Annotated in this window: 11 protein-coding genes; 7 read left to right on the top strand and 4 right to left on the bottom strand. The window is 68.7% G+C overall.

All coding sequences use genetic code 11. The features are described 5' to 3' along the window. Positions 1-91 precede the first annotated feature (91 nt). Entirely contained in the window at positions 92-1,516 is a 1,425-nt protein-coding gene (locus tag B5Y19_RS12160) for a glutamate synthase subunit beta (RefSeq protein WP_055731043.1), read from the top strand. 20 nt (positions 1,517-1,536) lie between these two features. Here the strand turns inward: B5Y19_RS12160 and B5Y19_RS12165 are convergent, their stop codons facing one another. Further along, positions 1,537-1,875 (bottom strand): YciI family protein, encoded by a 339-nt coding sequence (locus tag B5Y19_RS12165; protein WP_055731042.1) that lies wholly within the window; start codon positions 1,873-1,875, stop codon positions 1,537-1,539. 310 nt (positions 1,876-2,185) lie between these two features. Between B5Y19_RS12165 and B5Y19_RS12170 the strand changes: the two genes are divergently transcribed. Beyond that, positions 2,186-3,700, top strand: a complete 1,515-nt coding sequence (locus B5Y19_RS12170; RefSeq protein WP_055731041.1) for an ABC-F family ATP-binding cassette domain-containing protein — start codon at positions 2,186-2,188, stop codon at positions 3,698-3,700. Positions 3,701-3,721: 21 nt separating this feature from the next. Here the strand turns inward: B5Y19_RS12170 and B5Y19_RS12175 are convergent, their stop codons facing one another. After that, the gene (locus B5Y19_RS12175) at positions 3,722-4,915 is read right to left on the bottom strand and encodes an SGNH/GDSL hydrolase family protein (RefSeq protein WP_055731040.1); all 1,194 of its coding nucleotides are present in this window, start codon (positions 4,913-4,915) and stop codon (positions 3,722-3,724) included. 59 nt (positions 4,916-4,974) lie between these two features. Next, the gene (locus B5Y19_RS12180; RefSeq protein ID WP_079591517.1) at positions 4,975-6,198 is read right to left on the bottom strand and encodes a lytic murein transglycosylase; all 1,224 of its coding nucleotides are present in this window, start codon (positions 6,196-6,198) and stop codon (positions 4,975-4,977) included. A 343-nt stretch (positions 6,199-6,541) separates the two neighbouring features. On the opposite strand from B5Y19_RS12180, the gene rnk reads away from it, so the two are divergent. Then, a complete protein-coding gene (gene rnk / locus B5Y19_RS12185) occupies positions 6,542-6,952 on the top strand; it encodes a nucleoside diphosphate kinase regulator (RefSeq protein ID WP_055731038.1) in 411 nt (136 codons plus the stop codon). Positions 6,953-7,125: 173 nt separating this feature from the next. Here rnk and galE read toward each other — a convergent pair whose 3' ends face one another. Next, positions 7,126-8,118, bottom strand: coding sequence for a UDP-glucose 4-epimerase GalE (gene galE / locus B5Y19_RS12190; RefSeq protein WP_055731037.1), 993 nt, complete (start codon positions 8,116-8,118; stop codon positions 7,126-7,128). Between the two features lie 169 nt (positions 8,119-8,287). On the opposite strand from galE, the gene galU reads away from it, so the two are divergent. The 4 genes from galU (at position 8,288) to purL (ending at position 13,093) form a co-directional block, all read left to right on the top strand. Continuing rightward, on the top strand, positions 8,288-9,166 hold the full coding sequence (gene galU, locus B5Y19_RS12195; protein WP_055731036.1) for a UTP--glucose-1-phosphate uridylyltransferase GalU: 879 nt from the start codon (positions 8,288-8,290) through the stop codon (positions 9,164-9,166). Positions 9,167-9,336: 170 nt separating this feature from the next. Further along, on the top strand, positions 9,337-10,221 hold the full coding sequence (locus B5Y19_RS12200) for a methyltransferase domain-containing protein (RefSeq protein WP_055731035.1): 885 nt from the start codon (positions 9,337-9,339) through the stop codon (positions 10,219-10,221). 129 nt (positions 10,222-10,350) lie between these two features. Beyond that, a complete protein-coding gene (locus B5Y19_RS12205; protein WP_055731034.1) occupies positions 10,351-10,788 on the top strand; it encodes an acyl-CoA thioesterase in 438 nt (145 codons plus the stop codon). 94 nt (positions 10,789-10,882) lie between these two features. After that, entirely contained in the window at positions 10,883-13,093 is a 2,211-nt protein-coding gene (gene purL / locus B5Y19_RS12210; protein WP_139384363.1) for a phosphoribosylformylglycinamidine synthase subunit PurL, read from the top strand. The last annotated feature ends 11 nt before the right edge of the window (positions 13,094-13,104 follow it).

Below are 13,104 nucleotides of genomic sequence, written 5' to 3' on the forward strand. Positions count from 1 at the left end.
CCACCCCGCCGGGGCCGTTCGGGCCCCGGCATTCCGATCAGGTTAGGGCACGCGCACGGGGACGCCCCGGGCACACGGCGAGAGAAACAGCATGGGCAAGGTTACTGGCTTTCTCGAATTCGACCGGCAGGAGCAGAAGTATCAGCTCGCCGGCGACCGCATCCGGCATTTCCGCGAGTTCACGCTGCCGCTCGAAGAGCGCGATGTGCGCAAGCAGGCGGCCCGCTGCATGGATTGCGGCATCCCCTTCTGCCACGGGCCGACCGGCTGCCCGGTGCACAACCAGATCCCGGACTGGAACGAGCTGGTCTATTCCGGCGGCTGGGAGGATGCGCTGCGCAACCTCCACTCCACCAACAATTTCCCGGAATTCACCGGTCGCATCTGTCCGGCGCCCTGCGAGGAAGCCTGCACGCTCAACCTCGAGAACATGCCGGTGACGATCAAGACGATCGAGCAGGCGATCGCCGACAAGGGCTGGGAGGAAGGTTGGATCGCGCCCGAGATTCCCGCGAAGCGCACCGGCAAGCGCATCGCCATCGTCGGCTCGGGCCCCGCCGGCATGGCCGCGGCGCAGCAGCTCGCCCGCGTCGGCCATGACGTGCATGTCTATGAGCGCGAGGCCAAGGCCGGCGGCCTGCTGCGCTACGGCATCCCCGACTTCAAGATGGAAAAGAAGCATATCGACCGCCGGGTGAAGCAGATGGAGGCGGAAGGCGTGACCTTCCACTACAACGCCAATGTCGGCGTGACGCTGCCCTTCGCCACGCTCGTTGCCGAGCATGATGCGGTGCTGATGACCGGTGGCGCGGAAGCGCCGCGCGATCCCGGCCTGCCCGAGACGAACCTTGCCGGCGTGCATTACGCGATGCCCTACCTCACCCAGCAGAACAAGCGGGTGGGCAACGAGGACATCTCCGGCGAGGCGCCGATCATCGCTGCGGGCAAACATGTCGTGGTGGTCGGCGGCGGCGACACGGCCTCGGACTGCGTCGGCACGGCCTTCCGGCAGGGCGCGCTCTCGGTGACGCAGCTCGACATCCGGCCGATGGCGCCGCAGCTGGAGGACAAGCTCACGGTCTGGCCCTACTGGCCGACGAAGTTCCGCACCTCCTCCTCGCAGGCCGAGGGCGCCGAGCGCGAATTCCAGGCGGCGACGCTCGGGCTCGAAGGCCGCAACGGCCGCCTGACCGGCGTGAAATGCGCGCGCGTGGACGAGAAGCGCAAGCCCATCCCCGGCACGGAATTCGTGCTGCAGGCCGATCTCTGCTTCCTCGCCATCGGCTTCGCCGGCTCGTTGATCGAGGGCATGATCGCGCAATCGGGCGCTGCGGTGGACAAGCGTGCCAACGTCGTGGCCAACGACCGCGACTACAAGACCAGCGTCGGCAAGGTCTTCGTCGCCGGCGACATGCGCCGCGGCCAGTCGCTGGTCGTCTGGGCGATCCGCGAGGGCCGTCAGGCGGCGCACGCCATCGACAAGGAGCTGATGGGCGCGACGATCCTGCCGGTGTGAGGTGCGGAGCCGAGCCGGCGTCAGGACGATCCCGGCTCCTCCAGCGGCCAGATTTCGACGACGCCATGCGCCACGGCGCAGGGCACGCGCGATACGAGATCGACCGCCTCCGACAGATCCGCAGCCTCGATGATCGCGAAGCCCGCGACGGGCAGGGCCGACGCCATGAACGCGCCGGCCGTTGCCTGGACACCGGTTGCATCTGGATTGCGCACCTGCACCGGGCTGCCGGCGATGCCGATCACGGCGCCGCGCGCGACGAGAGTGGCGTCCTGGGCATGGGCCGCATCGCGGATTTCGGGAGCCGTGCGGTCGTAGCCCGCCCGGTCGCCATAGCCGATGGTCACGAATTTGGGCATCGTCGCGCCTCCTTGGTCCATCAATCCGAGGGATGGGCGAGAGTTCCGCCGGCGCCTGTGATCTGCGCCGTGGTAGTGCGGGTCATGCCGGCGAAGCCCTGTTCATGCGGCCCGCCATCGCTATGATCGCCGCCATGGAATCGAGCCAGAAGGGGAAGCAGGCGCCGAGCCGCCGCTTCCACAGCCGCACCCGCGGACCTGTCTGCGCCCCGCGCTTCACCTCGCGGGGCTGACCGGGAACGCATCGTCGTCTCATCGTCAGCCTTTCTCGGCGCGCTCATGCGCGCATGCCTGACTTCATGAGATTCCGATGTCCCTGATCACCCTGAAAGACCTGTCGCTCGCCCGCAGCGCGCCCCTCTTCTCCGGCCTCGACCTCGCCATCGCCAAAGGCGACCGCCTCGGCCTCGTCGCCGCCAATGGACGCGGCAAATCCTCGCTCCTGCGCATTCTGGCGGGCCCGGAGGAGGCGACCGGCGGGACCGTGACCCGCGCCCGCGGCCTCGTCACCGCCTTCGCGCCGCAGGACCCGCCCGAGCGCCTGCTGCCGATGAGCCTCTACGATGCCGTGCTCGATGCGCTCGATTCCGAGGCCGCAGAGACCGAGAGCTGGCGCGTCGATGTGCTGCTCGACGATCTCATGGTCGAGGAAAGCCTGCGCAGCCGCGCCGTCGGCAGCCTCTCCGGCGGCTGGCAGCGCACGATGCTGCTGGCGCGGGCGGCGGTCGTCGAGCCCGATCTCCTCCTCCTCGACGAGCCGACCAACCATCTCGACCTGGCGCGGATCGGCGTACTGGAGCGTTTCCTCGCGGCGCTGCCGCGCGACTGCGCCGTGGTCGCGGCGAGCCATGACCGCGCCTTTCTCGACGATGTCAGCACGCGCACGCTGTTCCTGCGCCCGGCGGCGAGCGCCGATTTCGCCTTGCCCTATTCGCGCGCCTTGCAGGCGCTCGAGGAGCGGGACGCGGCGCAGGGGCGGCAATTCGAGAACGACATGCGCAAGGTCAGGGCGCTGCGGCAGCAGGCGGCCAAGCTCAAGAATATCGGCATCAATTCCGGCTCCGACCTGCTGGTGGTGAAGACCAAGCAATTGTCCGAGCGCGCCGACAGGCTGGAGGAGAGCGTCCGGCCGGCGCATAGGGAGCGTTCTGCGGGGGCGATCAGGCTCGCCAACAGCGGCAGCCATGCCAAGGCCCTGGTTGCGATCAAGGACACGATGATCGCGACGCCGGACGGACGGCCGCTCTTCCGCTCTGGTCAGCTCTGGATCGAGAACGGCGACCGAATCGCTCTGCTCGGCGCCAACGGCGCCGGCAAGACGCGCTTCGTCACGCGGTTGCGGGCGGCGCTCGGTGGCGGTGATCCGGAGATCCGCGCGGCTGCCAGCCTGAAGGCCGGCGTCTCCGACCAGGCGCTCTCGCAGCTCGATGGCTGGCCGACGCCCTGGGCCGCGGTCAAGGGCAGCAGCGATGCCGGCGACCAGCTGGCGCGGACGCTGTTGGCAGGCGCCGGAATCGCCAGCGAGGCCCAGTCCGCGCCGATCTCCCGGTTCTCGGGTGGGCAGAAGGCGCGGCTGGCGATGCTGCTGCTGCGACTGGCGGAGCCGAATTTCTACCTGCTGGACGAGCCGACCAACCATCTCGACATCGAGGGGCAGGACATGCTGGAGCGCGAACTTGTCGCGCATGGCGCGGCCTGCCTGCTGGTCAGCCACGACCGCGCCTTCGTGCGGGCGGTGGCGACGCGGGTCTGGGTGATCGAGGGCAGGAGGCTGGTCGAGGTCGACGATCCCGATCCGGTCTTCGACCGGCTGATGGCGGGCTGAGCTGCTGGCGGCCGAGCCGGCTCAGCGCGGCCAGCGATAGTCGTCGAGCCGGCCGGGCACCGGATCAGGCGCGATGCCCTGGCCGAAGACGCGTTCGAGCTGGCCGGCGGCGTCGCTGCGGCCGCGCGCCTCGCCGATCGAGGCGAGCAGCGCCTGCTCGGGCGATCCCATCTGGCCGGTGAGCGGCTGGATCGGCCCCGCCAGCGGGCGGGCCTGCAGGGCCGGCGGCAGGCCGAGCGTCGGCACGCCGGCGACCATCTGGTCGATCAGGCGCTCGATCGCGTCCGGCTGCAGCGGCTGGCTGCCCTCCGCAGGGACCGGCAGCGCGATCACGCTGTTCTGCGGAGCTGCCTCGATGATGCGGCGGATGACGAGATCGACGAAATGGGCGGCCTTGCGGGCGCCGGCGGCGGTGAAATGGATGCCGTCGCCGAGGCGCAGCCGCGTCGGCTGGCCGGAGACGTCGGGCCCGGTCGCGGTATAGCGGTTCTCGGCGTCGACGAAGGCGCCCCAGAGATCGACATACTGGCCGCCGGCCTTCTCGGCGCGCTGGCGGTAGAGTTCGTTGAAGGAGACGAAATCGGCCGAGAGACGCCCGTTCTGGACCGGCGGCGCGCCGACCCAGATCAGCGGGATGCGCCGCGCGGCGAAGGCGTTGGCGACGGCGTCGATCCGCTCGCCATAGAGCTCCTGCCAGCGCGGGCTCAGGGGCTCGTGGATGACGTCGCCCTCGCGGATCGGCTGGCGGTCGTTGAGGCCGACCAGCATGACGCCGATGCTGATCTTCTGGTCGCCGGCCAGAATCTCGGAGACGGTCTTCGGCCAATCGTAGAAATCCGTGCGGACGAGGCCCGAATCCGGCTTGGCCTTGTGCACGATCTCGACGTCGGGACGGTTGTTGAGGGCGTCGTCGAGCCCGTCCGCGAGCAGGTTGGCGAGGGAATCGCCCATCACCACGATATGGTGGGCGACGTCGACCTTGGGGATCACCGGGTCGTCGCGGACGACCACCGGCGCCTCGCGCCGCCGTACGGCCGGGGCGACGCGCTGGCGCGGTTGCGGAGGCGCGGCGCGCTGCGGCTTTGCCGGCAATTGCCAGAACAGCTGGAAGAGGCTGCGTTGCTGCTGCGGCTGCTGGGCGAGCGAGACCGGCCCGCCGGTCAGCAGCAGCAGGCCGGCGGCGCACATGACGACAGCGAGCGAACGCAGACGCATCGGCCTGTCCGATCCTCCGGCCCGTATCATCCGCAATATAGGGCCGCAGCGCCCCGAAGTCAGCGCTTGCCGCGCATCCGGGCCAGAAGAGCGGGCGTCGGATAGCCGTCGGGGATCTCGCCGGCGCTGATCTGATACTGGCGGACGGCCTCGCGCGTGCCGGTGCCGATCCGCCCGTCGGCATCGTGATCGTAGAGGCCCAGCGCCTTCAGGCGCCGCTGCAGGTCCTTGGTGCCGGCCATGTCGAGGCGCGCCGCCTTGACCGGCCAGTCGGCCTGGATCGCCGGGCGCCCCATGATCCGGTCGCCGAGATGGCCGACGGCCAGCGCATAGGCGTCCGAGGAGTTGTATTTCTTGATGACGTCGAAATTGGCGGTGAGCAGCAGCACCGGCCCGGTATGCCCGGCCGGGTAGAACAGGCGCCCGCTGCCGGAGGAGGGCAGGGCCTTGCCGTCGACGCGGCGCACCCCGGCGGAAGCGAAGGCCGCGAAGCTCGCCTTGTCGAGGCGATGGTCGAAGCGATCAGGCAGGCTGACCTCCATGCCCCAGGGCAGGCCCGGCGCCCAGCCATGGTTGCGCAGGTAGTTGGCGGTCGAGGCGAGCGCGTCGCTGGTCGAGCTCCAGATGTCGGCATGGCCGTCACCGGTCCAGTCGACCGCGTGCTTCAGATAGCTCGACGGCATGAACTGGGTATGGCCCATGGCGCCGGCCCAGGAGCCGCGCAGTTCGTCGCGCCCGGCATAGCCCTTCTCGATCAGCTCCAGCGCGATCAGCAGCTCGTCGCGGAAGAAGTCGCCGCGGTAGCGGATCGAGGCGAGGGTCGCGAGCGAGCGGATGACGTCCTTGCCGCCCTTGAAGGAGCCGTAATTGGTCTCCATCCCCCAGACGCCGAGGACGACTTCCTTGGGGACGCCGTAGCGTGCCTCGACCCGGGCGAGGACTGTCGCGTTCTCGGCCGCGGCATCGCGCCCGCGCTGGATGCGGGTGCCGCCGACGGCGTTCTCCAGATAGCTCCAGATCGGTGCGCTGAATTCGGACTGCTTCTTCGTCAGCGCGACGATCGAGGCGTCCGGCGTCACGCCGCGGAAGGCGAGGTCGAAGGTTGCGCGCGAGATGCCGCGCGCCTGCGCCTGCGGCCAGAGCCGCTGCAGGAAGATGTCGAAGGACGGGCTCGCCGGGGTCACCCGGGCATGGGCGCCGGAAACGTTGATCGAGCCCGTGGTCTGCGCCAGCGCCGGGGCCAGGCTGATCAGGGCCGAAGCTGCGATGACGGACAGGCGCATGGACACTCCCGGCGGATGCTGGATGGAAACATCACCACAGCGCCCGAACAAGATTAACCAAAGGTTAAGTCGCGCGCGAGCCTGGCGCGGCTTCGTGATTTGACAAGCTCGAACGATTGTCGGACTTTCCGCCGATGAACAGCGCTTCCCCCTTTCGCCGCGGTCTGCACCGCTCGGGCAATCTCATCGCGGGCGTCTAGCCCCGGGTCTGTCGCGCTTGGCGCCTCCGGCTCGGGGGGCGCGCTCTCTCTCCACTTCCGTTCACCTGCGAGTTCGACCTTGTGATGCCGTGCGGCTTTGCGTCCGCGGGCGGGCGCTCGCCGTTTCGATGAAAGCTACACCGATGTCCTCCAAGCGTCCCGCCATTACCGTTACCGCCGCGGACCATGCCATGCTGAGCCGGATTGCGGCCGGCGCCGCCAACACCATGCCGGAGCTCGCCGCCGAGCTCAGCCACGAGCTCGACCGCGCCCGCATCCTGCCGGAAGGCCGGACCTCGATCGATCACGCCCGCGTCGGCAGCGAGATCGTCTATCGCGACGAAAGCACCAAGCGCGAGACCACGATCACGCTGGTCTGGCCGCAGGATGCCAATATCGAGAAGAACCGCATCTCGGTGATGACGCCGATCGGCGTCGCGCTGATCGGCATGGCCGCGGAGCGCTCAATCGACTGGACGACCCGCTCCGGCGACGTCAAGCGCCTGACCGTGCTGGAAGTGCGCGAGCCGGCCGAGGAAGAGGCGGCGTCCTAGCTCGGAATGCGAGAAGTCCGCACCGTCATTGCGAGGAGCGTAGCGACGGCGCAATCCAGGGAGGCCTGGCGCTCTGCCGCCCCTGGATTGCTTCGCCGTGCTGGCAATGACGGGCGCCTGAGGCCCTTGCAGCTTCGGCCTCGACGAGACGTCAGACGGCCGGTTTCGGTGGCTCAGGCCGAGGCGTTGCGGGTCCTGAGCTTCTCCTCCCAGGCGAGGGCCTGGCCGACGATCTGCTCGAGGTCGTCATGCTGCGGCTGCCAGCCGAGTGTGTCGCGGATACGGTCGGCGCGGGCGATCAGCGAGGCCGGATCGCCGTCGCGGCGCCCGGCGAGCGCCACCGGGAAGTCGACGCCCGACACCTTCTTCACGACATCGATGACCTGCTTCACCGAATAGCCGCGGCCGTAGCCGCAGTTCAGCGTGAGGCTCTCCCCGCCGCCGCGCAGATGGTCGAGCGCGGCAAGATGGGCGCGGGCGAGGTCGGTGACGTGGATGTAGTCGCGCACGCAGGTGCCGTCCGGCGTCGCATAGTCGGTGCCGAAGACGGTCAGGCTCTCGCGCTGCCCGAGCGCGGCCTGGCTCGCGACCTTGATCAGATGCGTCGCGTTCGGCGTGGACTGGCCGGAACGGCCCTTCGGATCGGCCCCGGCGACGTTGAAGTAGCGCAGCGCGACATAGTTGAAGCCGTGCGCCTTGGCCGCGTCCTGCAGCATCCACTCGCTCATCAGCTTGGAGCGGCCATAGGGGTTGATCGGGTTGAGCGCGATCTCTTCCGGCACCGGCGAGACCGGCGGCTCGCCATAGACGGCGGCGGTGGAGGAGAAGATGACGTGCTTCACCCCGGCGCGCACCGCGCTCTCGATCAGGGCGCGCGTCTTCACGGTGTTGTTGAAATAGTAGCCGAGAGGGTCGCTGACCGAGTCGGGGACCACGATGCGGGCAGCGAAATGCGCCAGCGCCGTGATGCCGTGCTCGGCGATCACCCGCTCGACGAGGTCCTGGTCGCCGATATCGCCCTGGACGAATGTCGCTTCCGGTGGAACCGCCCACCAGAAGCCGGTCGAGAGATTGTCGAGCACGACGACCTTCTCGCCGCGGTCGAGCAATTCCAGCACCATATGGCTGCCGATGTAGCCGGCGCCGCCCGAAACCAATACCGCCATCGTCTCGCTTGCCTCATCTTTGTCAGGAACAAGCCCTATCGAAAAACCGTTGACGGGTTCTCAAGGCCTGTCGGCTATAGTCCAGATGGCCGGCAACCATGACAGTTGTGCGGCCGCTCCCACCACTGCCGGACTTCGGCAATTGGCTACCGCGCCCAATGGATTTTTCATGACGAAACGCATCCGCAAGGCCGTTCTCCCCGTCGCCGGTCTCGGCACCCGCTTCCTGCCCGCCACCAAGGCGATCCCGAAGGAGATGCTGACCATCGTCGACCGCCCGGTCGTGCAGCATGTCGTGGACGAGGCCCGCGCCGCCGGCATCGAGCACTTTATCTTCGTCACCGGCCGCAACAAGGCGGTGATCGAGGATCATTTCGACATGGCCTACGAGCTCGACGACACGCTGGCCAAGCGCAACAAGGTGAAGGAGCTCGAGGCGCTGAAGGCCGATCTGCCGGCTGCGGGCGCGACCAGCTTCACCCGCCAGCAGGCGCCGCTCGGCCTCGGCCACGCCGTCTGGTGCGCACGCGAGATCGTCGGCGAGGAGCCTTTCGCGCTGCTGCTGCCGGACATGCTCCATTACAGCCAGGGCAAGGGCTGCCTCGCCGAGATGATCGAGGCCTATGACCAGCATGGCGGCAACCACATCGCCGTCGCGCCCGTGCCGGAGGACCAGACCCATCAATACGGCATCGTCGGCGTCCAGGACGCCAAGGCCAAGGTCTCGAAGGTGACCGGCATGGTCGAGAAGCCGCCGAAGGGCACGGCCCCGTCCAACCTGCACATCTCCGGCCGCTATATCCTGCAGCCGACGATCTTCAACCTGCTCGCCAACCAGGAGAAGGGCGCCGGCGGCGAGATCCAGCTCACCGATTCGATGATCGCGCTGTCGCGGCAGGAACCGTTCTACGCGGTGCGCTTCGACGGCGAGATCTACGATGCCGGCTCCAAGATCGGCTTCCTGGCGGCGAACGTCGCCTATGCGCTCGACCGCGGCGATCTCGGCCCGCAGCTGCGCGCCGAGATCGAGAAGCTGCTCGACCGCTGAGGCGTTCCAGACCGGTCCACTCAGCGCTCGTCCCGAGGCGCCGATCCGAATAGGAAGGGCGTCTCGAAGGACGATCCAGGAGGCTCGGGAGAGCGCTGGAGCATTCTTCGAGACGCAGCCTTGCGGCTGCTCCTCGGAATGAGGGCTTCGTCTTTGCAGAGGGTGCAGAGTTGAGCGACCAGAGTCTCGTCTTCGATCGCGCGCTCGGCCGTTCGCGGCTCAGGCGCGCCCTCGCTGGCGATTATCCGGATTTCCTGCTCCAGCGCGCGGCCGGCGATCTGGAGGAGCGGCTCGGCGCCGTGCTGCGGGAATTCGCGGTCGCGGCCGATCTCGGCACGCCGTTGCCCGTCGTCGCGCCCGTCCTCTCGGCCAAGGCCGGCAAGCTGCTGCGCATGGCCGAGGCCGAGGGTGGCGGCGCTGCCGTGATCGGCGATCTCGAACGCCTGCCCTTCGCGGCCGAGTCGCTCGATCTCGCCGTCTCGCTGCTGGCGCTGCAGGGCGTCAACGACCTTCCCGGAGCGCTCGTCCAGATCAAGCGTGCCCTGCGGCCCGACGGGCTGTTCATGGGCTGCCTGCTCGGCGGCCGCAGCCTGCAGGAGCTGCGGCAAGCCCTGCTCGAGGCCGAGAGCGAGACGACCGGTGGCGTCAGCCCGCGCGTCGCCCCCTTCGCCGATCTGCGCGATCTCGGCAGCCTGCTGCAGCGCGCCGGCTTCGCGCTGCCCGTCGTCGACAGCGAGGTCGTGACGGTGCGCTATGGCGACGTGTTCGGCCTGCTGCGCGATCTCAGGGCGATGGGCTGGGCCAATGCGCTCCTCGCCCGGCGCAAGGCGCTGCTGCGGCGCGAGACGCTGCTGCGCGCTGCCGCGCTCTATGCCGAACGCTTCGCCGATCCCGATGGGCGCCTGCCGGCGACCTTCGAATTCGTCTGGGTCTCCGGCTGGGCGCCGCATGAGAGCCAGCAGAAGCCGCTGAGGCCCGGCTCCGCCAAGGCGAGGCTGGCCGATGCGCTCGGCGTGCCGGAGATCAAGGCCGGCGAGAAGCCGGGTGAAGGCTGAGAATGGACATGCCCGCGCCGTCATGGTCGGGCTTGTCCCGACCATCCACGTCTTCGCTCTTCGCGCGCAGTGTTCAAGCCGTGGATGCTCGCCACAGGGGCTAGCATGACGGTGGAGGGGGCTGAGGACATGAGCGAACGCCAACCCCGTCTGTCACGGGCCGATTTCCGCATCTTCCGCGCCATTCCGACCCGCTGGCACGACAACGACATCTTCGGCCACGTCAACAATGTCGTCTACTATGGCTGGTTCGACACGGCGGTGAACGCCTGGCTGGTCGAGAACGGCTTCCTCGACCCGGCGACGAGCGAAATCGTCGGGCTCGTGGTCGGGACGGCCTGCACCTATTTCGAGAGCGTCGCCTTCCCCGAGACCGTCGAGGCCGGGATCGCGGTCGAGCGGCTCGGCAACAGCTCCGTCACCTACCGCATCGGCATCTTCCGGCAGGGCGGGGCGCAGGCGGCGGCGCAGGGCCGCTTCACCCATGTCTATGTCGCGCGTGCGGGCCAGAAGCCGGTGCCCATTCCGGCGCCATTGCGGGCGGCGCTCGCCGCGATCCAGAGCTGAAGGGGGCGTCTATGCCGTTGTACGTTGTGCAACGAGCCGAGGCAGGCTATGCCCCAGCCAACCCCCTCGCCGGACCGCCAGGAACCCTGAGCCCGTGATTCCGAACGACATCAAGATCACCCCGCAGCTCGTCGCCGAGCACGGCCTGAAGCCGGACGAGTATCAGCGCTTCCTGCATCTGATCGGCCGCGAGCCGACGATCACGGAGCTCGGCATCGTCTCGGCGATGTGGAACGAGCACTGCTCCTACAAGTCGTCGAAGATCCATCTGAAGACGCTGCCGACCAAGGCGCCATGGGTGATCCAGGGGCCGGGCGAGAATGCCGGCGTCATCGATATCGGCGACGGCACGGCCATCGTCTTCAAGATGGAGAGCCACAACCACCCGTCCTTCATCGAGCCCTATCAGGGCGCGACGACGGGCGTCGGCGGCATCCTGCGCGACGTCTTCACCATGGGCGCGCGCCCGATCGCGGTGCTCGACGCGCTGCGCTTCGGCTCGCCGGACCATCCCAAGACCCGCCATCTCGTCTCCGGCGTCGTCGCCGGCATCGGCGGCTATGGCAATTCCTTCGGCGTGCCGAATGTCGGCGGCGCCACCGGCTTCCACACCCGCTATGACGGCAACATCCTGGTCAACGCCATGGCGGTCGGCATCGCCAAGGCCGACGAGATCTTCTACGCCAAGGCGTCGGGCGTCGGTAAGGCGATCGTCTATCTCGGCTCCAAGACCGGCCGCGACGGCATCCACGGCGCGACCATGGCCTCGGCCGAATTCGACGACAAGTCGGAGGAGAAGCGCCCGACCGTGCAGGTCGGCGACCCCTTCGCCGAGAAGCTGCTGCTTGAGGCCTGCCTCGAGATCATGGCCGCCGGCCATGTCGACGCGATCCAGGACATGGGTGCCGCCGGCCTGACCTGCTCGGCCGTCGAGATGGGCGCCAAGGGCGATCTCGGCGTCGAGCTCGACCTCGACAAGGTGCCCTGCCGCGAGGAAGGCATGAGCGCCTATGAGATGATGCTCTCGGAGAGCCAGGAACGCATGCTCATGGTGATCAAGCCGGGGCATGAGGAGGCGGCCGAGGCGATCTTCCAGAAATGGGGTCTCGACTTCGCCGTCGTCGGCCACACCACCGACACGCTGCGCTTCGTCGTGAAGCACCAGGGCGAGGTCATGGCCGACCTGCCGATCAAGGAGCTCGGCGACGAGGCGCCCGAATACGACCGGCCCTGGATCGAGACCGCGCCGCAGCAGCGCATCGCGGCCGAAAGCGTGGCGCCCCCCTGCGGCAATGCCGAGGCGCTGAAGCAGCTGATCGGCTCGCCCGACCTCTCCTCCAAGCGCTGGATCTGGGAGCAGTACGACACGCTGATCCTGGGCAATTCGGTGGTGCGGCCCGGCGGCGATGCCGGCGTGATCCGCATCGAGGACGGGCCGAAGGGCCTCGCCATGACCGCCGATGTGACGCCGCGCTATTGCGAGGCCGATCCGTTCGAGGGCGGCAAGCAGGCGGTGGCCGAAGCCTGGCGCAATCTCACCGCGACCGGCGCGACCCCGCTCGCCATCACTGACAACCTGAACTTCGGCAACCCCGAGAAGCCGGAAGTCATGGGCCAGTTCGTCGGCTGCGTCCGCGGCATCGGCGAGGCCTGCAAGGCGCTCGACTTCCCCGTCGTCTCCGGCAACGTCTCGCTCTACAACGAGACCAATGGTGTCTCGATCCTGCCGACCCCGACCATCGGCGGCGTCGGCGTCATGGCCGATGTGACGAAGCATGCGACCGTCGCCTTCAAGGCCGAGGGCGAGGCGATCATCCTGATCGGCGAGACCGCCGGCTGGCTCGGCCAGAGCGCCTATCTCGCGACCGTCTGCGGCCGCGAGGAGGGCGCGCCGCCGCCGGTCGATCTCGCGATCGAGCGCCGCAACGGCGATTTCGTGCGCGGGCTGATCGCCGGCGGCAAGGTCGAGACCTGCCACGACCTCTCGGATGGCGGCCTTGCCGTCACGCTCGCGGAGATGGCGATGGCCAAGGGTATCGGCGCGACCATCGAGACGCTGCCGGCCGGCCCGGCCCATGCGGTGCTCTTCGGCGAGGATCAGGCGCGCTATGTCCTGACGGTTCCCGCGGCCGAGGCCGAGGCCGTGATCGCCGCGGCGAAGGCCGCCGGCGTGCCGGCGCTCGCCATCGGTCGCACCGGCGGCGCCTCGCTCAGCCTGCCGGGCGAGCAGGCTCTGGCCGTCGCCGATCTCCGCAAGATCCACGAAGACTGGCTGCCGTCCTACATGGCCGGCAAGGCGGCCTGAGGAGTTCGACC

Source organism: Allobosea thiooxidans, from assembly GCF_900168195.1.
Classification (GTDB): domain Bacteria; phylum Pseudomonadota; class Alphaproteobacteria; order Rhizobiales; family Beijerinckiaceae; genus Allobosea; species Allobosea thiooxidans.